Annotated in this window: 25 protein-coding genes; 10 read left to right on the plus strand and 15 right to left on the minus strand. The window is 57.9% G+C overall.

Going from position 1 to position 22788, the window contains the following annotated elements; all coding sequences use genetic code 11:
• Window positions 1–40: 40 nt before the first annotated feature.
• Complete coding sequence (locus AB6B39_RS12390; RefSeq protein ID WP_284369885.1) at window positions 41–1033, plus strand: phosphatase domain-containing protein; 993 nt, start codon at window positions 41–43, stop codon at window positions 1031–1033.
• Here AB6B39_RS12390 and AB6B39_RS12395 read toward each other — a convergent pair.
• A complete protein-coding gene (locus AB6B39_RS12395) occupies window positions 1013–2350 on the minus strand; it encodes a cytochrome P450 (RefSeq protein ID WP_284369883.1) in 1338 nt (445 codons plus the stop codon). The genes AB6B39_RS12390 and AB6B39_RS12395 overlap by 21 nt on opposite strands.
• 114 nt (window positions 2351–2464) lie before the next feature.
• On the opposite strand from AB6B39_RS12395, the gene AB6B39_RS12400 reads away from it, so the two are divergent.
• The 6 genes from AB6B39_RS12400 to AB6B39_RS12425 all read left to right on the plus strand — a co-directional run bounded on the left by AB6B39_RS12400 (window position 2465) and on the right by AB6B39_RS12425 (window position 5566).
• A complete protein-coding gene (locus AB6B39_RS12400; protein WP_284369881.1) occupies window positions 2465–3016 on the plus strand; it encodes an SspB family protein in 552 nt (183 codons plus the stop codon).
• Entirely contained in the window at window positions 3013–3270 is a 258-nt protein-coding gene (locus AB6B39_RS12405; protein WP_284369879.1) for a hypothetical protein, read from the plus strand. The genes AB6B39_RS12400 and AB6B39_RS12405 overlap by 4 nt, the downstream gene beginning before the upstream one ends.
• An 83-nt stretch (window positions 3271–3353) precedes the next feature.
• Window positions 3354–4745: a class II fumarate hydratase gene (fumC, locus tag AB6B39_RS12410; protein ID WP_284369877.1), complete on the plus strand. Its 1392-nt coding sequence runs from the start codon at window positions 3354–3356 to the stop codon at window positions 4743–4745.
• 1 nt (window position 4746) lies between these two features.
• Window positions 4747–4956 carry a DUF4169 family protein gene (locus AB6B39_RS12415; protein WP_284369875.1) on the plus strand — a complete coding sequence of 70 codons (210 nt, stop codon included), beginning with the start codon at window positions 4747–4749 and terminating at the stop codon, window positions 4954–4956.
• A complete protein-coding gene (locus AB6B39_RS12420; protein WP_284369873.1) occupies window positions 4953–5336 on the plus strand; it encodes an acyl-CoA thioesterase in 384 nt (127 codons plus the stop codon). Before AB6B39_RS12415 ends, AB6B39_RS12420 begins: the two co-directional genes overlap by 4 nt.
• Entirely contained in the window at window positions 5333–5566 is a 234-nt protein-coding gene (locus tag AB6B39_RS12425; RefSeq protein WP_284369871.1) for a ribbon-helix-helix domain-containing protein, read from the plus strand. Before AB6B39_RS12420 ends, AB6B39_RS12425 begins: the two co-directional genes overlap by 4 nt.
• Here the strand turns inward: AB6B39_RS12425 and AB6B39_RS12430 are convergent.
• From AB6B39_RS12430 to ettA, 8 genes are all read right to left on the minus strand, one after another.
• Entirely contained in the window at window positions 5554–6276 is a 723-nt protein-coding gene (locus tag AB6B39_RS12430; protein WP_284369869.1) for an N-acetylmuramoyl-L-alanine amidase, read from the minus strand. The two genes, AB6B39_RS12425 and AB6B39_RS12430, sit on opposite strands and share 13 nt — an antisense overlap.
• Window positions 6273–6701 (minus strand): DUF1801 domain-containing protein, encoded by a 429-nt coding sequence (locus tag AB6B39_RS12435; protein ID WP_371398604.1) that lies wholly within the window; start codon window positions 6699–6701, stop codon window positions 6273–6275. The genes AB6B39_RS12430 and AB6B39_RS12435 overlap by 4 nt, the downstream gene beginning before the upstream one ends.
• A gap of 2 nt (window positions 6702–6703) precedes the next feature.
• Window positions 6704–7579, minus strand: coding sequence for a DMT family transporter (locus AB6B39_RS12440; RefSeq protein ID WP_284369864.1), 876 nt, complete (start codon window positions 7577–7579; stop codon window positions 6704–6706).
• An 18-nt stretch (window positions 7580–7597) separates the two neighbouring features.
• On the minus strand, window positions 7598–8002 hold the full coding sequence (locus tag AB6B39_RS12445; RefSeq protein ID WP_284369862.1) for a hypothetical protein: 405 nt from the start codon (window positions 8000–8002) through the stop codon (window positions 7598–7600).
• Window positions 8003–8102: 100 nt separating this feature from the next.
• Entirely contained in the window at window positions 8103–8795 is a 693-nt protein-coding gene (locus AB6B39_RS12450) for a TerB family tellurite resistance protein (RefSeq protein WP_284369860.1), read from the minus strand.
• A gap of 27 nt (window positions 8796–8822) precedes the next feature.
• Window positions 8823–9773 (minus strand): methylenetetrahydrofolate reductase [NAD(P)H], encoded by a 951-nt coding sequence (gene metF / locus AB6B39_RS12455; protein ID WP_284369859.1) that lies wholly within the window; start codon window positions 9771–9773, stop codon window positions 8823–8825.
• Entirely contained in the window at window positions 9770–10735 is a 966-nt protein-coding gene (locus AB6B39_RS12460; protein WP_284369857.1) for an ArsR/SmtB family transcription factor, read from the minus strand. The genes metF and AB6B39_RS12460 overlap by 4 nt, the downstream gene beginning before the upstream one ends.
• Window positions 10736–10904: 169 nt before the next feature.
• Window positions 10905–12563 (minus strand): energy-dependent translational throttle protein EttA, encoded by a 1659-nt coding sequence (gene ettA, locus AB6B39_RS12465; RefSeq protein ID WP_284369855.1) that lies wholly within the window; start codon window positions 12561–12563, stop codon window positions 10905–10907.
• 200 nt (window positions 12564–12763) lie between these two features.
• Here ettA and AB6B39_RS12470 point away from each other — a divergent pair, with 200 nt between their 5' ends.
• Complete coding sequence (locus AB6B39_RS12470; RefSeq protein WP_284369853.1) at window positions 12764–14494, plus strand: Hsp70 family protein; 1731 nt, start codon at window positions 12764–12766, stop codon at window positions 14492–14494.
• A complete protein-coding gene (locus tag AB6B39_RS12475; protein WP_284369852.1) occupies window positions 14491–15816 on the plus strand; it encodes a hypothetical protein in 1326 nt (441 codons plus the stop codon). Before AB6B39_RS12470 ends, AB6B39_RS12475 begins: the two co-directional genes overlap by 4 nt.
• Window positions 15817–16314: 498 nt before the next feature.
• Here AB6B39_RS12475 and AB6B39_RS12480 read toward each other — a convergent pair whose 3' ends face one another.
• The 5 genes from AB6B39_RS12480 to AB6B39_RS12500 are packed head-to-tail and all read right to left on the minus strand — an operon-like array spanning window position 16315 to window position 21063.
• The gene (locus tag AB6B39_RS12480; RefSeq protein WP_284369850.1) at window positions 16315–16848 is read right to left on the minus strand and encodes a hypothetical protein; all 534 of its coding nucleotides are present in this window, start codon (window positions 16846–16848) and stop codon (window positions 16315–16317) included.
• A gap of 6 nt (window positions 16849–16854) precedes the next feature.
• The gene (locus AB6B39_RS12485; RefSeq protein ID WP_284369848.1) at window positions 16855–17097 is read right to left on the minus strand and encodes a helix-turn-helix transcriptional regulator; all 243 of its coding nucleotides are present in this window, start codon (window positions 17095–17097) and stop codon (window positions 16855–16857) included.
• Between the two features lie 58 nt (window positions 17098–17155).
• Window positions 17156–18955, minus strand: coding sequence for a glycoside hydrolase family 15 protein (locus AB6B39_RS12490; protein WP_284369846.1), 1800 nt, complete (start codon window positions 18953–18955; stop codon window positions 17156–17158).
• Entirely contained in the window at window positions 18952–19671 is a 720-nt protein-coding gene (gene otsB, locus AB6B39_RS12495) for a trehalose-phosphatase (protein WP_284369844.1), read from the minus strand. The genes AB6B39_RS12490 and otsB overlap by 4 nt, the downstream gene beginning before the upstream one ends.
• A gap of 24 nt (window positions 19672–19695) precedes the next feature.
• Window positions 19696–21063, minus strand: a complete 1368-nt coding sequence (locus AB6B39_RS12500; RefSeq protein ID WP_284369842.1) for an alpha,alpha-trehalose-phosphate synthase (UDP-forming) — start codon at window positions 21061–21063, stop codon at window positions 19696–19698.
• Window positions 21064–21201: 138 nt separating this feature from the next.
• Between AB6B39_RS12500 and xth the strand changes: the two genes are divergently transcribed.
• A complete protein-coding gene (gene xth / locus AB6B39_RS12505; RefSeq protein ID WP_284369840.1) occupies window positions 21202–21996 on the plus strand; it encodes an exodeoxyribonuclease III in 795 nt (264 codons plus the stop codon).
• A gap of 285 nt (window positions 21997–22281) precedes the next feature.
• On the opposite strand, the gene AB6B39_RS12510 is transcribed toward xth, so the two are convergent.
• A complete protein-coding gene (locus AB6B39_RS12510; RefSeq protein WP_371398605.1) occupies window positions 22282–22590 on the minus strand; it encodes a hypothetical protein in 309 nt (102 codons plus the stop codon).
• Window positions 22591–22788: the final 198 nt, after the last annotated feature.

Here is a 22788-nt window from a genome sequence, read left to right on the forward strand (position 1 = left end):
TTTCAGGAACCTTTTCGATCGCCGCCGCGTTGAAGAGCGGATGAAATCATTTATGCACTCGATCGCCGTCAAAGCGGACAATATTCTCGATAGCATTCAGGACAACGACCCACCCGAAGATCTGCATCTACAGCCCTATTTCGGCTATTCGACTCCCGACAAGATCATCATTCGCGGTCGCGCGCTTGCAGCTGACACAAGTCGGGCTTCCAACGACACCCCATCACTTGTCGACAATCTGGCGGCGATGGCAGCCTTGTTCATGACTCGTGAGGTCGAAGGCGAAACCGTGCGTTTGGGCGACTATTCCGCCGAAACGGACGATGAGGGCTATTACCGGATCGAACTCCCGCGCAAAAATCCACCCGCCGGGTGGACGGAGGCGGCCGTCAAGGCGGAGCGCACAGGCGAGACGATCAGCCATCCCGTTCTGATCACCTCGCCCAAAGCCGAGTATGGCATCATTTCAGATATTGACGACACGGTCATGCAGACCAAAGCCTGGTCCACGCGCAAGAACCTCTGGACCAGTGTTACGGGTTCGGTCGGCAGTCGGTACATCTATCCCGATACGGCGACGCTGCTGAAGCTGATGGCCGGATCCATGGCCGGAACAAAGAACCCTGTCTTCTATGTCAGCTCTTCACCCTGGAATCTGCACGGCTTTCTGGAAGCCGTCTTCATGGCCAATGGCGTCGTTCGCGGTCCGAAATTTCTGCGTGATTTCGGTATCGATCCGACCAAGATGATCGTCGGGACGCACGGCAATCATAAGGGCAATGCCATCGACACGGTTCTGGCGGCCAATCCCGATCTGCCATTCTATCTGATCGGCGATAGCGGGCAGCATGACCCGGTCGTTTACCGCGATGCCGTCCTGCGCCACCCGGGACGCATAAAGGGTGTCTTCATCAGGACACCGGGTCCGGGCATGGGCGAAGAAGACCGACTGCCGTTGAAAGACATCGAAGCGCAAGGCGTCCAGATCTTTGCTGGAGAAACGTTTGAGCCTCTACTCGACAACGCGTTCTAGGCGCGCCGGAACACCGCCTTCCGGTCGAAGCGTGACCGTCATAAGGGGGCGCGGATAGACATTGTCGTCTACGCGAATGTCGAAGTCGCGCGCCAGCGTCGCCAGCACCATGAGCGCTTCCATCGTCGCAAAAGCTGCGCCGACACAGATGCGCGGCCCGGCTCCGAACGGCATGTAGGGTGCACCTTTGGCCTTGAGCGAGGGATCGCGCAGAAAACGGTCGGGATCGAATAATAAGGGTTGATCCCAAAGCCGCTCTGTGCGGTGCATGACGTAATTATTCAGCAGAACGGCGTGGCCCGGTTCGAGCGTCCGTCCGAGAACATTCACGACTTCACGTGGTTCCCGATTGAGCAAGGGGGCCGGCGGATAGAGCCGCATTGTCTCGTCGATTATCGCCTGTGTAAACGGCAGGTCGGCCAGTTGATCGAAACGAACGTCACCCGTTCCACAGACCTGACGAACTTCGTTCCGTACGCGCTCAGCCGTCGGTCGATGTCGCCCCAGCAAATATAGCGCCCAGGTCAGGGTCAGCGCCGTGGTCTCGTGTCCGGCAATGAAGAACCCGATCAGATTATCGCGGCGCTCACGCGGGCTCAGCGTATCGGCGCCGATCAGGAGTCCGACTAGATCATCATCGGGATTCTGCGCCCGTTCGGCCAGCAGATCATCGGCCGCGCGCTTCAAACGCCGCAGCGCGCCCGATCCTGTCGGCGTCATGGGGCGCGGCACCCAGCGCGGCCATGGCAGCAGATCGTCAGGGCGCAAGGTCCCTGCCCCCGTAACGACTGCGCGTGTGGCACGTTTCAACCGGGTACGATCCAGACCCTTCGGGCCCCCCAACAGGGCCTTGGCCAGGACGTCGAACGTCAGATCGGCCATCGCCCGCGACAGATCGAGCCTTGATCGCTGGTCCAGCCGCGCGGTGAAATCGGACAGGGCGTCAGTAATCAAGGGGGCCAGGCTTTCCACGTGGCGCTTGCGAAAGATCGGCGCGACGGCCTTGCGCTGACGCTTCCATTGCTCGCCATGTACGGACAGCAAGCCCTCCTTCGTCGCAGGTCCCAGAATGCGGGCATCGATCGCCGTTTTGGTAAACTTGTCGGCATGCCGAACCAGCACGTCGGTCATCCCGACCGGATCGGAAATCACATGAAGGGTCTGACCAAATGTTTTCGCTGTCACGATCGGCTGCCGGTACGCTAGCGGGCCGAACCCTTCGACCGGGTTGCGGATGAAACGCCATGTCGCCTCAAGAAAGCTCTCATCACCCGTCAGAGGTTGAGCATGTGGGGGCTGGAACAGCGTATCGGTCATCCTGTCAGTCTACGGTTCGGTGTCCGATTTGTCTTGCGACGTCTTGGCAGGCGCTTTGACAGCGGATTCACTCTTGGCGGTTGACCCGCTAGACCCCCGCTCTAATGTGAGCCCATGAGCCAGGACCTGATGAACTACGAACAGATGCGAAGCCTTGCGCTACGCGGAGTCGTTCGTGACGCCATTAGGCGCGTCATTCGCGAAGACGGGCTGCCGGGTGCGCACCATTTCTACATCACCTTCATGACGCGTTTTCCCGGTGTGGAAATCGACGACACGCTGGCCGCCAAATATCCGGAAGAAATCACCATTGTGCTGGAGCATCAGTTCTGGGATCTGGCCGCCAATTCCGACGATTTCGAGGTTACGCTGAAATTTGGCGGAATTCCCAAATATCTGCGTGTCCCCTATCATGCGATCACCCGTTTCCATGATCCAAGCGTCGGTTTCTCCCTCGCTTTTGATACGCCTCCTGATGCGAGTGCCAGCAGCCCAATAATTGGGCTCGCCTCCGGCACGGCACTCGGCGCGCCGGCCATGACAGCACCTGCCTTGGGTAAAAGCGAGGGGCCGACCGAGATGGATGATGACGAGCCGGATACGCCGACCGACGGCGATGATGACGGACCGAAAGTCGTCAGCCTCGACAGCTTCCGGAAAAAATGAACGGTCCGCATTTCCAGATCCACCGCTACTCCCGACGGGTGAAAGGGGTTCCGATCACACTGGTCGGCTGGGTTCTGTTTCTGATCTATCTCGGCATCACATTGAGCGGCTTTGTCTTCATCGCCAAAACAGCCGAACTGGCGGCTCTGCCCTTGGTCCAGTTCCTGTTCATCGTCATCATTCTGATCGCGATTATCGTGGCGGGACTTCTGTTCATGATGTGGACATTGGGAGAGATCGTCGATCATCGCTAAACGGCGCTGACCTACCGGGATTTCTGCAAGCACCGGCATTCGTCTGATTGCTCTTGCGGCAGCGCACTGCTAACCGCCCGGCCATGACAGATTATCGTATCGAATCCGACTCCTTCGGCGAGTTGAAAGTCCCTTCCGACAAATATTTCGGCGCACAGACGGCGCGGTCTCTAATCAACTTTCCGATTGGCATTGAGACCATGCCGCCGGCCCTTATCCGCGCGCTCGGCATTATCAAGCGCTCTGCCGCCATCGCCAACCACAAGGCAGACAATCTCAATGGCCGGATCAAGGATGCAATCGTCCAAGCCGCGTCAGACGTTGCAGAAGGCAAGCTGGACGATAACTTCCCCCTCTCCGTCTGGCAGACCGGATCCGGCACCCAATCGAATATGAACGCCAATGAAGTGGTTTCCAACAAGGCCATCGACATTCTGGGCGGCACAATCGGGTCCAAGGATCCGGTCCATCCCAATGATCACGTCAATCGCAGCCAGAGTTCCAACGACACCTTCCCGACCGCCATGCATATCAGCGCCGCCGAGCAGATCGTGCACCGGCTTCTGCCGGAATTGCAGGTTCTACGGAACGCACTCAACGACAAGGCGGAAGAATTCGCCGGTATCATCAAGATCGGGCGGACCCATACGCAGGACGCCACACCGATCACGCTCGGTCAGGAATTCTCCGGCTATGTCGCGCAACTTGATCTAGGTGTCGAGCGCATCAAACGCGGACTTGAAGAGCTGTTTCCACTCGCGCAGGGCGGTACAGCCGTAGGCACGGGACTGAATGCCAAACCGGGTTTTGCCGAAGATTTCGCCGCCGAAGTCGCCAGCTATACCGGACTGCCCTTCCGCACTGCGGACAACAAGTTCGAAGCGCTGGCCGCGCATGATGCCTTCGTGTCTGCGCACGGCGCGCTCAATACGGTGGCCACGTCGCTGTTCAAGATCGCCAACGATATTCGCTTCCTCGCCTCCGGGCCGCGGTCAGGTCTCGGCGAAATCAGCCTGCCGGCGAATGAACCGGGCAGTTCCATCATGCCAGGCAAGGTCAACCCGACACAGGTCGAAGCGCTGACAATGGTCTGCGCACAGGTGATGGGCAACAATACGACGATGAGCCTGTCGGGCAGTCAGGGCCATTTCGAACTCAACGTCTACAAGCCCGTCATGGCCTATAATATGCTGCAATCGATCACGCTGCTGGCCGACGCATCGCGCAGTTTTGCGGATCGATGCGTCGTCGGCATCACGGCCAATGAAGACCGCATTGCCGAGCTGATGGGCCGCTCGCTTATGCTGGTCACGGCGCTGGCGCCGACGATCGGCTACGACAATGCGACGACGGTGGCGAAGACGGCACACAAGAACGGCACGACATTGCGTGAAGAAGCTGTCGGGCTGGGCTTCGTGACCGAGGCTGAATTCGATGAAATCGTCCGCCCGGAACTGATGATTTCGCCGCGCTGATATGGACGGCCCGGTTATCAATCTGCGACAGGACCGCAAACGCAGAGTGCGGGCCAATGCCTCGGAACGGGCGGATCTGAACCGCATTGCGCACGGTCGCAGTGCAGGCGAGCGCCGGCAAACGAAAGCCGACCGCGATGCGCTGACACGGACGGTGGATGTGCATATGCGTGAGCAGAAAAACTCACAGCCGAAGCCACCGATATCATGAAGTTCCTCTCCCGACGCCTGGTCATGCCTGCCGATCTGAATAGTCGCGGCACGCTGTTCGGCGGGCGGTTGCTGGCCTGGGTCGATGAAGAGGCGTCGGTCTATGCAGCCATCGAAAGCGGCGCGGATCTGGTCGCAACCAAGTTCATTTCGGAGATGGATTTCCAGGCGCCGGCCTATCTCGGCGACGTCATCGAGCTCGGCATGGAAATCATCGATACTACGCGCGTATCGATCACATTGAAATGCTCGGTCCGCGAACTGCGGTCCAAACGCAATATTGTCAGGATCGAGCGGATGGTCTTCATCGCCATCGACAAGAACGGACGCCCTATTCGACACGCCGCAGGCCCCGGGCTCAGCCAGTCGGACTCAGCATGAAAAAACGTTCCGTTTCGATTCACGGACATCCCACCTCGGTCGCGCTCGAACCGGAATTCTGGGCAGAAATCGATCGCGCCGCGACGGAACGGAACAGTTCGGTCTCACGATTGATCCGGACGCTTGACGATGAACGACTGGAAACCAGACCGGATCAGGGGCTAGCAAGCTATATACGCGTCTGGGTCCTCAACCGTGCCAGAGCCGACACGCCGGATCAGAGCTGTTGAGCTAGTCGGCCGACCAGATCGAACGTCTCCATATCAACGTGGCCATCAATCTGGTCCGGCCGGTAGCGGCGCTGAAAAGCCTGCACGACGTTAACGCTCAAAGGGCTCATAACGCCGTCAATCTCGATACAGTAGCCGATCCCGGCCAGACCTCTTTGCAACAGAGCGACACCCCGATCCCGGTCATCGGGTCCAAACAGAATACGGCGATCGCCATTGCCCTCACCTGGCCAGAGACCGATCCCAGCAGCCGCCAGTCCGGCCCATGGAAAACGCTCGCCGGGGTCATCCTTGCGATCAGGTGCAATGTCGGAATGCCCGACAATATTTTGGGGCCGTATGTCGAAACGCCTGATCAGTCGCTTGCAGAGCGGAATCAGCGCATTGATCTGTACGTCCGGGTAAGCCGGCAACCCGTAATCATGCCCGCCATTGACGATCTCGATGCCGATACTGGCGGAATTGACATTGCTGATCCCGTTCCACGCCGACACGCCTGCATGCCAGGCCCGCCGATCATCTTCGACCAATTGAAAGACGCGGCCATCCTCTTCGACCAGATAATGCGCGCTGACCTTCGCCGCGCTTTCCGTGAGACGCTCGAGCGCCGCCGCGCCCGTCTCCATGCCGGTATAATGCAGCACCAGCATCGATATGGGCAGCGTTCTTTCGTCGTGATTGGGTGACGGCGCGGCGATCAACTGGCTCATTCCGGGTAGCGCTCCGCCATGATCGCGACATCCTTGCGGATAATGTCTTTCAGAACATCCCTGTCCACATCGGAGAGCCGCTTGATGTAGAGGCAGGATTTCCCCGTCTTGTGCTTGCCGAGCCGGGAGAGTTCGTCGCCCAGACTTTCATAGCCCGGTATGATATAGAGCGAGATGTTCTGCGCGCGGTTGGCAAAGCCAAGCCGCATGAAATCCCCTTCCCGGCCGCTTTCATACTTATAATGATAGGTTCCGAAGCCGACGATCGCGCTCTTGAGGCTTGCCCCCCAGAGCGTCGGTTCATAGCCGGATATGTCCTGCATGGTTTCCAGCAGCCATTGGCAATCTTCACGACGCTGCGAGTTTGTGATGCTGCTGATATAGTCACCGATCTTAAGATCAGTCGGCACCGTCTTGTTCGTCATACTCAGTCCTCCTGCACGGGCGGAACCGCGCCCCGCCTGGCGATTATCCAGACGCAGGGCAGGATCAGTGCAGCCCCGATCATGTAACGTAGATAGAGCTTCTCGTTGAGAAAGACTACGCCCAGCAGACATGCCCACAGGGTTGTCATGAGCGTGAGGGGAATGACTTGGCTGACCTCATAGGTCTGCATCAGGCGGAAATACTGACCATGCGCGAAGATGGAGACGAGCAAGGCGGAGTAAAGTGCGGCGACAATCAGCTTCCAGCCCGCCTGCTCCCAAGCCGCGACTTGCCCGGTTTCGAACAGCGATGTTGCAACCAGTGACAGAGCGAACAGGAGCAAGGCGGTCCAGGCAACATATTGTCGCCAATCAACCTCAGGCATGGTGCGCATCAGCACCGATCCGACCGCCATCGCGACATAGGCCAGCAACAGATAGATCATTCCGATATCGAAGCGCAGCGCTTCGGGTTCATAGACCATGATCAAGACGCCCGTCAGCGCGATACCGATCGCCAGGGCGCGAACCCATCCAATACGTTCGCGCAGGAACAGTACGGATAGCAGGGTCGACATCGGGATCAGCGATTGACTGACGATGGAACTGGCCGAAGCCGGGGCGGTCTGCAGTCCAGAATAAAGCAGGCCCAGATGGAGCGGCCCAACGCAGAGGCCGACAATCAGCAACCGACCAAACCGCTTCGGCAGCGGCCTGAACAGAAACAGCCCCATGAATGCGAGGACAAAGCCGGCCCGGAACAGCGCCAGCATAAATGGAGGAACAGGGTTTATGCCGACGACCCAGGCCGTCATGACGAAATTACCGCCCCAGCCGAGGCAGCAAAGCATCAGAATGATGAAGTCCCGGCCCGTCATGGACGGGCGCGTAGGCGTTTAGCGTTCGACCGTCCAGCCTTCCGGAGTTTCGGTGGCGTCGATAATCGGACCGTTCGATCCGTGCATGCCTGTGCGGGAACGCTGCGTACGGCGTGGGTCCTGTCTTGGTCCCTGTCTGGCGTCCTGACCCATCTGAACATCCATGCCCATCTGTCGGCGGATTTCAGCCATATGCGCCTTGGGACCGAAGGGCCGACCCGTCAGCTTGGCCCGGATCCAGAAAACACTGATGGCGATCAGAGCGATGATGGCGATCACGCCGACCAGAACCAGCGCGAAGGCAGCCGAGAAAAACAGCATGAAGGCGGCAGCGATGGTCACGCCCGCCAAAGTAAGCCAGCGTGCGACCTGTCCCAGAAAGCCCGGTGTGCCCGGGCCGGAAAGGTGATGCGTTCCTGTCATCGTTCTTCTCCTACATGCCTATAGATCGGGATAATCACGCTGTGGGTCAAGGGCGTTAGCATTGCCTTATCGTCACATGACCACAAAATGGCGCTTCGGGTTAGAGACGAATGGCGCGTCCCTGCTTGCGTTGAGCCTGTATGCGCGCATAGGCCCGATTGATCATAGCCATCTTCTGTGTCGACAAAGCCGTCATTTCGGGCGGAAGACCCCGGGCGACGATCCGGTCCGGGTGATTGGCAGCGGCGGCCCGGCGATAGGCTTTTTTCAGATCGTCGTCGCTGATCGTTTCATCGACGCCGAGCAGCAGATAAGGATCATCGGAGTCGCGTCCCACATGGGTCGCCCGCAGACGCGCAAACTCCGCATCCGAAAAGCCGAAGATTTCCGCCACCCGCGCCAGATAGGTCTCCTCGTCTTCCGTGAGGATCCCGTCCGCCAGCGCGATGTGAAACAGGCCGTCCATGACGTCTTCCAGCGCCGCCGGGCGAGCCCGGAAATGCCGGGCGATCCGCCGCGCATAGCGCTCATAACCATGTGTCGTCTGACGCGCGAGCCGGAAGAAACGCTCGACCATCTCTCGCGAACCCGGCTCGGGTTTGAAGACCTGCTCGAAGGCCGCAATATCTTCACGGCGCACTTCGCCATCGGCCTTAGCCATTTTTGCGCCCAGCGCAATCAGACCGGCCACAACCGGACCGTCCTCGACCGATCCCGCCTGTCCGCGCCCATCAGGGCGTTCAGGCGGACCGAAGAGCTGCGCCGCGGCGGTGAACAAGCGTGTCCAGATCATGGATGTGCGAGCCTTGGCAGCGACATCTCAGACGGCATGCGGTCGACGATGCAGACCCAGCACACGCGCGACCGCACTGGCGATTTCGGCCCGGTTGAGGGTGTAGAGGTGATAATGGCGAACACCGCGCGCATAGAGTTCTGCGGTCAATTCCGACATGAGCGACGCCGTGAGCATGTCCCGCGTCAGCGGATCGTTTTCCAACCCTTCGAACAGTTCGACATACCAGTTCGGGACAGCGACACCGCAAAGTGCCGACATACGTTGCAGACCTTTGACATTGGGCTGCAACATCAGGCCTGGCACGATTGGAATGTTGATCCCGGCATCCAGAACGCGGTCTTGAAAGCGCCAGAAAACATCTGGCGAAAAGAAAAACTGCGTAATCGCGCGCGTTGCGCCCGCATCGATCTTGCGCTTCAGATTATCGATCTCAGCCGACCAGTCGGCGCTTTCCGGATGGAGTTCCGGATAGGCAGCGACGGAGACTTCGAAATCGCCGATCCGTTTGACGCCTTCGACCAGATCGGCGGCATAGGCATAGCCCTCAGGATGCGGCTGATAGGCGGCGCCGATACCCGAAGGCGAGTCGCCACGTAACGCGACGATGTGGCGGACGCCGGCATCCCAGTAATCCTGTGCAATTGCATCAATTTCCGCCCGCGAGGCGTCAACGCAGGTCAGATGCGCCGCAGGCGCAAACCGCGTTTCCTGCGCCATGCGCGCGACTGTCCTGTGCGTTCGCTCACGCGTCGACCCGCCTGCGCCATATGTGACCGAAACGAAATCAGGCTCGAGCGGTTCGAGCTTCTGAATGGCATCCCACAGGCGGTCTTCCGCGACGGACGTCTTTGGTGGAAAGAATTCGAAGCTGACGCTGACACCTGTCTGCGACCGCGGCGCGGACAATTCCGATGAAGTTCGGGCGATCGCGCCGACCGGCGCATTCGGGTCCCGACCGGGCATGGACGCACTCATGATGCCAGCTCCATCTCCGCGCTGCATACCCGCACGGCCTGCCAGACAAGCAGGTCCGGACGGTCAGCCTCACCGGAATCGACACGGTGGCAGACAGAATTTCTGAATCCCAGCGGTTCCAGCGCAGTCAGAATCTCGTCCGCGCTGAAGCCCAGCCGACGATGCGCGTAGCGATCCCGGAATTCATCCCGGTCATGTTCGGCAAAATCCACGATCAGCAGCACGCCATCAGCGCGAAGCAGACGCGCGGCTTCGCGTAGCGCATCCGCCGGTCGGTCCAGATGATGCAGGACCTGATGCAATGTCACCAGATCAGCGCTACGGTCCGGCAGTTCTGTTTGCGTCAGGTCGGATTGCTGCACCAGCAGGTGACCGAAGCGGGGCTCGGACAGCGTGTGACGCGCGACTCGGAGCATGTCCGGCGACAGGTCGACCCCTGTCCCGCGTGACACATGCTCGGCCAGCAATGCCAGCATTCGCCCGGACCCGGTGCCCAGATCGACCATCGCATCAAAGTGGCGGTCTCCGATTGCATCGAGCAGAACCGCTTCGGTTCTGGATTGCGGGAGATATTCATGGCTCAGCTGGCCGCGATTATTGGCCACATCGGCGAAAAACTGTTCGCTCTGCTGGGCCCGGCGCGCTCGGACGGATCCCAATCGCGACAGATCCGCCTGCAGCACCGGATCGTCCTGCGGTAGCGCCGACAGAACGCTCGACAATAGCGGTGACTGCCCGTCGCACTCCGGGCGTAGCCTTGAAAACGTCCAGGACCCTTCCCGCAAACGATCGATAATGCCCGCCTCTTCAAGCGAGCGAATATATTGCGTCACCCGGGGCTGCGACAATTCCAGTACGGAGACGAGCTCCGATACGGTCAGCTCACCCCGACTGAGCAAGGCGACGATCCGGAGCCGATCCGGATGACCCAGAAGCTTCAATATGCGGGCAACACGATCCACGGAGCGGGCGTTAGCATGGGCCAGACGGATTGCATATAAAAATTTCTTTATATGCAATGCCGGCCGTAAAAACACGGCCTACCTACCTATTGTGAGCGGCAGGATAATGTGATCGGTTCATCGGCGGAGAACGACCCGCCGGACCGATATCCGTTTCGCAATTGCTGAATCAGCGCTCGAATTTAACGAATTTCAGCTTTTTCGGAATATCGGCATCCTCACCCAGGCGACGCTTCTTGTCTTCGATATAATCCGCAAAATTGCCTTCGAACCACTCGACGTGGCTATTACCTTCATAGGCTAGGATGTGCGTCGCGACACGGTCGAGGAAGAAACGATCGTGCGAAATCACCACGGCGCAGCCTGGGAACTTCTCGAGCGCGACTTCCAATGATGCCAGCGTTTCGCGGTCCAGATCGTTGGTCGGTTCATCGAGCAATAGAAGATTGGCTGGACGCGTGAGCATCTTGGCAAGATTGACCCGGTTACGTTCCCCGCCGGACAGTTGACCGACATTTTTGGACTGGTCCGTGCCCTTGAAATTGAATGCGCCGACATAGGCCCGGCTTGGCACTTCTCGCTTACCAAGCTTCAGAATGTCGAGCCCGTCCGAGATCGCTTCCCAGACATTCTTGCTATTATCCAGCGCGTCGCGGTTCTGATCGACATAGCCGAGCTCGACCGTTTCGCCGACCTTGAAGCTGCCCTCATCCGGCTGCTCTTCGCCGGTGATCATCTTGAACAGGGTGGTCTTACCGGCCCCGTTCGGTCCGATCACACCGACAATACCGCCGCGCGGCAGTTTGAACGACAGATCCTTGATCAGCAGCTTGTCGTCAAAGCCCTTGGAGACGTTATTGGCTTCCACGACGATATTGCCCAGTCGGTCACCCATCGGAATGCGGATTTCGGCGTGGCTGACGACTTCGTTCTCGGCCGAATCGCGCAGTTCTTCATAGGCGCTGATCCGCGCTTTCGACTTGGTCTGGCGTGCTTTCGGATTGGACCGGATCCATTCCAGTTCGCGTTTCAGCGCCTTGGTCTTGGAGTCCGCTTCACGGCCTTCCTGATCCATCCGGTCGGCCTTGGAGGCCAGCCAGCTCGAATAATTGCCTTCATGCGGGAAGGTCCGACCGCGATCGACTTCCAGCGTCCAGTTGGTGATATTGTCGAGGAAATAGCGGTCGTGCGTAATCAGGATGATCGCGCCTTTGTAATTGACGAGATAGTTTTCCAGCCAGGCGACGGTTTCAGCATCCAAATGGTTGGTCGGCTCATCCATCAGCAACAGGTCAGGCTTGGCCAGCAGCAGCTGACAGATCGCCACGCGGCGGCGTTCTCCGCCCGACAGGTTGGTGACGTCCGAATCCTTGGGCGGACAGCGCAGCGCCTGCATCGCCATTTCGATCTTACTGTCGATATCCCACGCATCGCGCGCATCGACCTTTTCCTGCAAAGCCGTCATCTCTTCCATCAGCTCGTCGGAATAGTCCTCGGCCATCTTCATGGCGACCGCATTATATTCGTCGAAAATTATCTTGTCTTCGCAATCTGCAATCACATTGCCCCAAACATCCTTTTCCGGGTCCAGCTTAGGCTCCTGCGGCAGGTAGCCGACCTTGACGCCTTCGGCGGCCCAATGTTCCCCGGTCACTTCCGTGTCCTCACCCGCCATGATCTTCATCAGTGTGGATTTACCCGCACCATTGACCCCGACCAGACCGATCTTGGCGTCCGGATAGAAAGAGAGATGGACATTATCGAGAATGGTCTTGTTGCCGAATTTCTTCGTCAGACCTTGCATATGATAGGCGAATTGGCGTGCCATGATGGGCGTTCCTGTCGGTCGATAGCGTGTGGTGAGGGGCGGTCGGAATGAGCCGCGATAACTTACGATGCATATGATCGTTTTGTCGCAAGGTTTCAAGCCGCAGACGCTTGTCGGCCTGTTGGTTTTGAGGAATGAAAGTCTTGATATAAGCATCATGACACCGAATAGTCATGCCGCATGAATGGGGGACTCCGGACGTGACATCATCGCCCTGGGATAACAGGAATTCCGACATCATCGTCGGTATAGATCTTGGCACGACCAATTCGCTGATCGGAGTTTTTACCAATGATGGTCCTTCGCTCGTCGAAAATGCGAACGACTCGCATATGACGCCATCAGCGGTCACACTTCTGGAAAAAGACAATATTGCGGTCGGCGACGTCGCGAAACACAGGCTGATCTCCCACCCTGACCTGTCAGCGGCGCGTTTCAAGCGGTTCATGGGAACCAACAAGATATTCAAGCTGGGCAAGACGAACTATCGCGCCGAAGAGCTGTCGGCGATGGTCTTGCGATCTCTCAAGGGTGATGCAGAACGCATGCTCGGACAGAGTGTGAGCCGCGCAGTTATTTCAGTTCCAGCCTATTTCAACGACCTGCAGCGTAAAGCCACATTTGCCGCCGGGCGCATGGCAGGTCTGAATGTGGAGCGGCTTATCAATGAACCGACCGCGGCGGCTCTTGCCTACGGGGTCGATACGGATGAGGACGAATCCCTCCTGATACTGGATTTGGGAGGCGGAACGTTTGATGTCTCCATACTCGAGGTTTTTGATGGCATCATGGAGGTCCGGTCCAGCGCGGGCGACATCATGCTCGGCGGCGAGGATTTTACAGACGCTATCGATGCCGATTTCCGAGAGCAACTTGGCGATATCGGCAAGAGCCTGTCCAGCGAGGCTGCGGCCTCCTTGCGACATATTGCCGAACAGGCCAAGATCGCTCTCGGAACCATCGAACGTCTCTCACCCGTGTATCGGCATGATCAGCAAGAGCACACGCTGGAAATGACCCAAGATCGGTTTTCCGAAATCGCCAAGCCTCTGCTGGAACGACTGCGGCGCCCCATCCAGCGCGCCCTTGGCGATGCCGGTATGATGACGCGCGACCTTGACCGGGTCATCCTTGTGGGCGGTGCAACGCGAATGCCGATTGTCCGCCAAGCCATCACGCGACTGATGAAAACCTTCCCGGAGCATCGGCTCGACCCTGACAAGGTCATCGCCCTAGGCGCCTGTGTCCAGTCCGGTCTTCTGGCACGACATGCGGCTTTGGAAGACAGGGTGATGACAGATGTCAGCCCTTTTACGCTCGGCATCGATTCCTCGCGCCACGGTCAGGGCGGTCAGATCACGACAGGCCACTTCGTCCCAATCATCGAACGCAATATGGTGATACCCGTTTCGCGCGTCGATAGATTTCAGAAAATGCATCCCGAACAGACCATGGTCGAGATCGATATCTATCAGGGTGAGTCTCCGAGAGTTGACGAAAACGTGTTTCTCGGAAAACTCAAGCTGCATATCGGGTCAGGAAAAATTGAAGAAAGCGGGTTCGATGTCCGCTTCACCTATGACGTATCGGGCATCTTGGAAGTGATCGCCACCGTCGTTTCTACGGGCCATGAAAAGCGGCTCGTGATCGAAGGCAATTCGGGCGCCATGACTGAAGGCGAAATCAATGAGAGGCTGATGGGCCTGGCAGCGCTGAAAGTACATCCGATCGAACACTCCATCAACCGGGCCGCCATTGAACGCTGCAAATCCCTTTACGAGAATTCGCTCGGAGATCGACGGCAGTTGATAGAAGGCATGTTGAGTGATTTCGAAGCCATCATCGCCCGACAGGTGCCGAAGGAGATCGAGACCGCACGCAAGCAATTGCACGAAAACCTCGACATGCTTGAGCGCGATGATCTTCTATGACTTACCCCGAAGCACTCGCCATTCTGGGTCTCCGGGACGATGACCTCGATCTGAAAGCGATCAAGCGGGCCTATAGTCAGCAACTACGTCAAACGCGGCCGGAAGATGACCCTGAAGGGTTCATGGCATTGCGTCAGGCCTACGATTTCGTGAAGGCGCGGGTTGCCTTCCGGCAATCCCAAGACGAAAATCCACATCATGATAATGTGGCAGACGGTCATTCTGTTTCGGCTCATAATATCGACGATGCAGCAGCGCACAGTCACAGTGACACCATCCAAAGCGGGAGGCCCGCCAGACCTGATGATGAGCCACCGCATCAGAAGACGGCCAATCATTATTCAGAACTGATCCAGGCCGTCCTGACGGATGAAGACAAGCGCAATGACCCTACAGCATGGAGGGCTTTGATCCGTCCCAGACGCGAAGAGTCGCTGGATGACTGGATCATCTTCGACGCCGTGCTCCGTAGCCACCTTATTGATATATATAATGCGGATATCGACCGGCGACGCGACCAGCCCGAACCTGTCGCCCCGCCTAAACCGCTTATCGAACCGTCACTGGCCGCCGGTATCTTCAGGGGCATGGACTGGGACAATTCAACCGAGATTGATGGCCCGCGACACGCCCAGATCAGCTGGATTGAAAATTGCATGCGGATCAACACTACTTATGCGCCAAAGCACCGGGTACCACTCGCTCAACCCGACCGCACCCAAAAACTAGGCCTTGGCCCAGAGATCGCCCTAGGTTTCGTGTTCGTCATTATTGCGTTCGCTATGATGTTGAAATTTTTCGGTAACCAGCAGATCGACGCGCCTCGAAGCAACTCGTCTGCTGATGTCGTTGAGACGATATACACTCAGCGTAATTTGGAAATGCTCCAACTCCTTTTAGATAATGAGAGAGAAAACAGACTTATCTTGGTCAAATTAGGCGAACTGGACTCTGAGCGTGAGATTGCCATTCACAATCGACGGATCTTCCTTGGCGTCAGGTCTATCCGCAATGCACCCGGCTTTTCCCAATCTCCTATGACTTTCGGCACTATAAGATTAGCGATCGGACCAGCGCCAGACATTGATGGTGTCAAAGAGACATCCCCACCAATCGATATTGCTAACGAAGCAGCGGAACTGAATGAGACTCCAGCTCTGGAAGGGCTAAGCGTTGTAGAAGTAGATCAGAAACTGCTATCATTGAAAAGGGATACCCCACGTCTGTACAACACAATCCTCGTGAAAGGTCGTCTCTATGATTTCGTTCTGTCTGATGACCCAGCCGAAATAATCGAAGAACTCACAGAACAACCAGAATAGACGATAAGTATCAAACTTCCCACACTACATCCGGCTAGTCCCGGCTGATACCGCTTGTCCGGGATGACATGTTAGATGCAGGCAGCCGCCTCCATCCAACCGGAGGCCATCTCCGGCATCACGCCTTGGTGTCCCCTCGATCGTAATAAGAAGACATGAGGCGGGGACGGCCTCGTCCGGAATGACACGGTCGGTCCGGCTCACGCTGTGCCTCGCTGACGGACCCCCCCTTGCGGGCGCACGCCCACCGTTCTCCGCCTGACCAGTCCAGCCGGTCGCGCACAGTCCGGATGATCATGGCGCGCACATCACGCGCCATCCCATCACTGCATCGGACTGTCGCGAGAGCTCTCGCCCCCAACCGTTGATCACGCGTCACCGCAACCCATCCGGCACACCCATGCCGTCGCCACGCCCCAATTCGAGGAATGATGTGTCCCCTCATGCGTGTGACGTGAGGGATAGAGGTCTGGCATGGTGCGGGAATACGGGGATTGATTATGCGGAGGAGGCTAATTCATCCTCCTCATGGATGGGTTGTAGATTGAGAAGGACATAGAGGAATTGGGCGTAAAACATCAGGGAAACCAGAATAAACATCGCCGTCACCACGGACATGCGGATTGGATCGACCCAACCCCAATATTGCAAGAGCATTCCCGCAATCAGCGTGAACAGAGAAAGATAGAGAATACATTGCAGGGCGAAGGCCATGGAGGCATGCTTCATCTCGACTTCCCATTCATCCAGATAGCGATCACGGGCCCAGAACCGATTGATCACGCGTGCCAGACACAGAGCGGTCAGGGCGCAGAAAGACAGGAACATGACGCCCCATCCGGCCGGATTATCCAGAGCATTGATGAGCGGCTCCATTGCCGGAACATCACTTTCCAGATTGGTTCTTAAAAGAATGAATAGTGGAAATACGGGCAGTGCGAGCAGAGCGAGCGCCCGAAGACGCATCAACTTCCTACGCGTCAATGTGTCGGGCTTGAAACGAAAAACGTCCGCATACCATTTCAACATCATACTCTCCTATTCGGCAGCCCGAGATGCGCGCAATTCTTCGGCCAAGCTCTGGAACGGGGTGCGGCTGAAGGCCGTCTCAACCGTCACATCGAAATAGTCTGCCAACTTGAAGGCCAACTCGAGTGACGGATTATAGTCACCCCGTTCCAGATAGCCGATCGTCTGAAAGTTCACGCCAATCGCATCGGCCAGCGCCTTCCGTGACAGACCACGATCTGTTCGCAGTGTCTTGATGCGATTATAAATCATAATGTTGTATGTATACAACATTATGTATGGAGTCAACAGTATCTTTGGTTCAACTTCCTTACACCACATCCGGCCAGTCGCGGCTCATCAGGAAGGCGCTATTGATAATCCCCGCCATGGAATAGGTTTGAGGGAAGTTGCCCCAGAGTTCGCCCGTTTCAGGATGGAGGTCCTCTGAGAGCAGGCCGAGATGGTTCGCTTGTCGCAAGACAGTCTCGAACATAGCGCGGGCTTCGTCACGGCGACCGATCCGCCAGAGCGCATCTAGATGCCAGAAGGTACAGACGGTGAAGGCGGTCTTCGGCTTTCCGAAATCGTCCTCTGCCTTGTAGCGGAAGACATGGTTGCCGACGCGCAGCTCCCGGTCGACAGCATCGACCGTGCCGATGTAGCGCGGGTCACTGGCGGGGAGGAAGCCGATCTCCGCCATCAGCAGAACCGACGCATCGAGGTCTTCGACACCGTAGGCCATGGTGAAGGCATTCTTGTTCGCATCGAACCCGCGCTCGCACACCGTGGCATGGATGATCGCGGCCCGTTCCGCCCAGTAGCTAGCCCGTTCTGCCAGGCCGATATGATTGGCAATCCGGGACAGGCGGTCGCAGGCAGCCCAGCACATGATGGCACTGCTGGTATGGACATGGGCGATTTCGCGAAACTCCCAGATGCCTGCATCTGACGTATCATGAACGCGAAAGGCGCGTTCGCCGATCGGTTCAAGGGCGCGGAATTCAGCTTCGCCGTACGCCGAATGCAGACGCTGATCGAAAAAGGCCGGCGTTGCCGCCAGCACGATCTGGCCATAGACGTCGTGCTGAATATGTTCATAGGCCTGATTGCCGCGCCGGACCGGGCGATTGCCCTTATAGCCGGGCAGAGCATCTTCGATATGCTCGGTGATGTTGGTTTCGAGACCGATGCCGAAGAGCGGCTGGACATGGCCGCTATCGGGACCGTCCTGATCGGTCATGGCGACGACGGAGCGCAGGAAGCGCAGATAATGTTCCAGCGCCCCCATCGATGCGCAGCGGTTCAAGGCCGTCACGGTAAAGTAGCTGTCGCGAATCCAGCAATAGCGGTAATCCCAGTTGCGTTCGCAATGATCATGTTCCGGAATCGACGTAGTCAGCGCCGCAACAATGCCGCCAGTTTCCTCATAGACGCAGAGCTGCAGCGTGATAGCGGCGCGGATAACCGCCTCCTGCCAGTCAGGCGGGGTCGCCATGGCATGGACCCAGTTCCGCCAGTAATCGATCGTTTCCTGCTCCCATTCGCGCGCCAGATGAATGGGATCTTCGGGGATTGTCGTATCGGGCCCCAGGATGAAAACCAGCTCGCGATCAATGGCAAAGCTGTGCCCGCTGATCAGATGATCGATCGGTGCATTGGTGGTCACGCGCAGCGCGTCGGATCCCTCCCCATAGCGGACATGGCTGACGCCGCGACTGGAAGGCATCGATTGGTTGTTGAAACCTTCACTAGGCGAGAGCTGAACGGCGATCTGCGGCAGACCCGAGAGCGGGCGAATAAGGCGAACGATCTGCGCCGGACGAAACATGCGACCCCGACTGCGAAAACGCGGGGCGAAATCGACGATTTCGATCTGGGCACCGTTCGCATCGGTGAGAACCGTGCGTAGCACCGCCGTATTGCGAAGATAGCATTGTTCTGTGTCGGCCAGATCGGACAGTGTGATGGAAAAACGCCCTTCGCCGCCCAATAGTGCGTTTAGCACCGGATCCCCGTCCAGGCGCGGCAGGCAGAGCCATTGATAGTCACCCCGGCTATCGATGAGGGCCGCGATCCGGCAATTGCCGATCACCCCGAAATCCAGATTGCTGGCTCGTGCCGCGCTCATTTTGTCCCTTTCAGCCAGGCCCAGACCGCATCGACCGACGCGAGCCGCGCCGTTGCGGCAGTGTCGCCCGGTCCGACCTTGATGCCGAACCCGCCCAACGCTTTGGCCGCGATGAAGCCGTCTTCGTCAGTTGTGTCGTCCCCGATCATGACGGGTATCCGCCCAATGAATGGCGGTGCGGTCATAGTGCGAGTCAGCGCGGCGCCTTTATTCGCATGATCGGGAATCAGTTCTGCAACATGATTGCCGACTTTGCAGCCATAATCAGGTACAGCGTCTGCCAGCTTTCGCAACGCCCCGATAATAGTCGGTCCTGCCTGCGGATTGGCCCGGAAATGCAGCGTTCCGACCGGCCCTTTCTCTTCCAGAAAGACCTTGTCATGGCTCGCCGCAATGTCCTGCAGCACCGCTTGAGCTGATGTCGGCAGGGCGGCCAGCGCCGGCAGCGCGGTCTGACCCGGGTCCAGACGGTAGAGACCGTGATTTCCGATCCGCAGCAGCGTGTCCGGCGTGCGGCGTGACAGATCGCGGACGTCTCGTCCCGATATGATGGCCAGTGCGCCGCCCAGATGGGCCGCCAGTTCGGTCAGCCAATGCGTCTTGGCCTCGCTCAGGTGGACCTTGTCGGCATCATCCTGCAGCGGCGTCAATGTGCCGTCAAAGTCCAGAAAAAGCGCGTGGGACGCATCGAGTGGCTGCGGAAGGGATCGACTCATAAACGTGTTTATCGCGTCCGCCGCTCAGGCGAAATAGCGCGCCCGCCACCAATTGATATCTTCGCGCCGAATACCGTCATAGAGCGACTGCCAACGCCGTTGCCGCTCGGCTAAAGGCATGTCGAGCGCCATTTTGATCGCCGCTGCCGTCCCGTCCAGATCATGCGGATTGACGATGACGGCATCGCCCATCTGTCGCGCTGCGCCGGCGAATTTGGACAGAACCAGCACGCCCGGATCATCCGCATCCTGCGCGGCCACATATTCCTTGGCGACGAGGTTCATCCCGTCTTGCAAAGGGGTCACCAGACAGACTTTGGCAAGCCGGTAAATACCGGCCAGTTCCTCGCGCTTATAGCCGCGCGCCAGATACCGGATAGGCAGCCAGTCGAGATCGCCATTGCTGCCATTGATCCGCCCGCACAGCCGATCGATGCGTTTGCGCAAATTCTTGTACTCATCCACGCGGGATCGCGACGGCGGCGCGATCTGGGTGAAGTTCACCGTGCCATGCGTATCTGGATAGGTATCGAACAGGCGCGAAATCGCTTCGAACCGCTGCGGCAACCCCTTGGAATAATCCATCCGGTCGACACCCAGCATCAGTTTCCGCCCATCTAGAAACTGCGATAGTCGCGCCACGGCCTGCTGCGCCGGCTCGCTATTCACTTCGTCGCGAAAGGCATCGACATCGATCCCGATCGGACAATGACGCAGCCGGACAATATGCTCGCCGATACGCACACAGTCATCGTCCAGAGCGACCCCACCCAGTTCCTCGATCAGCGTGTCGCGCAAATTCTTGACGTCGCCAGCGGTCTGCAGCCCGATCAGGTCATAATGCGCGATGGCCTGGATCAGATCCGGCGCATCCGGAATCGCGCGAAAGATTTCCGGCGCAGGAAACGGGATGTGAAGAAAGAAACCGATGGGTCCCGTACGGCCCTTTGCGCGCAGATCACGGGCCAGCGGGAAGAAATGGTAATCCTGCACCCAGACGAAATCTCCATCTCGCGCCCGGTCCATGACACAGTCCGCAAAGTGCCGATTGATGCGGCGATAAGCTGGGTAGGAGTCATTGTCGAACTGAGCCAGATCGAGCCGGTTATGCAGGGTTGGCCACAAAACTTCGTTGGCGTAGCCGAGATAGAAGTCGTCATAGTCGGCCTTGCGCAGATCCAGCAGCGCAAAATCGACCGCCCCATCTTCGACAAGACGGGGCCGCGACGACGGATAATCCTTGAGCTGCCCGGACCAGCCAATCCAGGTACCGCCACGCTTGGACAGCGAGTCCCACACCGCGACAGCCAGCCCCCCGGCCCGGCTCTCCGGATCGACCGCCGTGCGGTTCGAAACAACGATCAGTCGGGAATTGTCGGAAAGTTGCGACACGATAACGGGATAGGAAGGCTGAGCGGCGCGTGCAACGCCTAATCCGGGTCAGCCCCTCGCCATGGCTTCAAGCGCACCTTCCGGCAAGTTTCACGGCACCACCTTGACACATCCGCCCAAACTTCCGACGCGCAGCGCATGAAAATTGCTTCCTGGAACATCAATTCGGTCAAGGCGCGGATGCATGCGCTGACTAAGTGGCTGGAGACCGCTCAGCCTGATGTGCTCTGCCTGCAAGAAATCAAGACGGTCGATGAGGGTTTTCCACGCATGGAGATCGAGGCGCTGGGCTATCATTGCGCGGTCCATGGACAGAAAAGCTATAACGGCGTGGCGATCCTGAGTCGGGAAACGCCAGAGGAAACCATAACCGGGCTGCCGGGCGATGATGGCGACGAACAGGCCCGCTACATCGAAGTGGTCGTCCCCGCAGGCACGGGTGTCGTGCGGGTTGGCGGGATCTATCTGCCCAATGGCAATCCGGTCGGCGAACAGGGCGATAGCGAGAAATACCGTTACAAGCTGGACTGGATGGCGCGTCTGAAGGACCATGCGCACCGCTTGCTGAGCCACGAAGAACCGCTCATTCTGGCAGGCGATTACAACGTCATTCCGCGCGCGGGCGACACGCATGATCCCAAAGCCTGGTGGGGCGATGCGCTCTACCGTCCGGAAACATTGGCCGCATTCCGCGCAATCAAGAATCTCGGCCTCTATGATGCGTTCGAAACGCTGGACGGGCGGGACGGTATGTACAGCTTCTGGGATTATCAGGGCGGGGCCTGGCAGAATAATTACGGCATCCGCATCGACCACCTGCTCTGCAACGCGCAGGCTGTGGATAAGCTCGAAGACGTCACGATCGACAAATTCGTGCGCGAAGGCGTCAAGCCCAGCGACCACGTCCCGATCGTCGGGCAGTTCAGCTTTTAGGTATTGCTCTGATCGGCAAGGCGACCCTGTCGATGAGTAAGGAACGCCGCAGCGTTAGTCCCACGCTGCGTAGTGAGAATCGTCACCAGTCCTGCTCCGACCCGCAAGGCTGCGGCTGCGCTCATCCGCGTCGCCCGGTCAGAGACGGCGCCGCAAAGATAGTGCAATAGCCGCGATGATATTTGTGCTTTAAAGCCTCACGATAAGGAAGTGATCCTACCCCAATATCGTCCTATTCTCTTGATCGACGCCCATCGTTCCTACCATCTCCAGACATATGGATCCTCAGTCCAGCCAGCACTCGATCAACCAGCAAGGCCGAGTATTGACCACGGCGATACGAATAGGCTCAGTTGGCACTGACTCCTCAGACATGCTTGCCAAGGTAATATTGAGACAGACAGGTTCGGACCGCTTTGAAAGCGGTGGAGATACGACGTTCCCAAAATAAGGGTAGGAATAGCTCAGACGCCTGCTTTCATCTTTGAAAAGCTGAACAATTTCAGTGTCGGTTTCAAAAACACCGCCACGGCAAAAACCGTGCCCGACATGGAAGTCATACCGAAACGCTGACACGCCTACATCGCGATCCATGGGCGTATATAGTCTATATTTGGTAATACCGCGAGACGAGGGAGCGATCTCGTGAACCAAAGTCTGACCAACCCGGTCAAATCGGAGTATCGCGTCGGAGTTGAAGCCAGCGGAAAACTGGCGCCCCCACAATCCGATGTATTTGGCCAAGATATACCCACCCACCAAGAAAACACCGGCAAGTAGGATGAACAACCA

Origin of the sequence: Algimonas porphyrae (assembly GCF_041429795.1) — a bacterium.
GTDB classification, from domain to species: domain Bacteria; phylum Pseudomonadota; class Alphaproteobacteria; order Caulobacterales; family Maricaulaceae; genus Litorimonas; species Litorimonas porphyrae.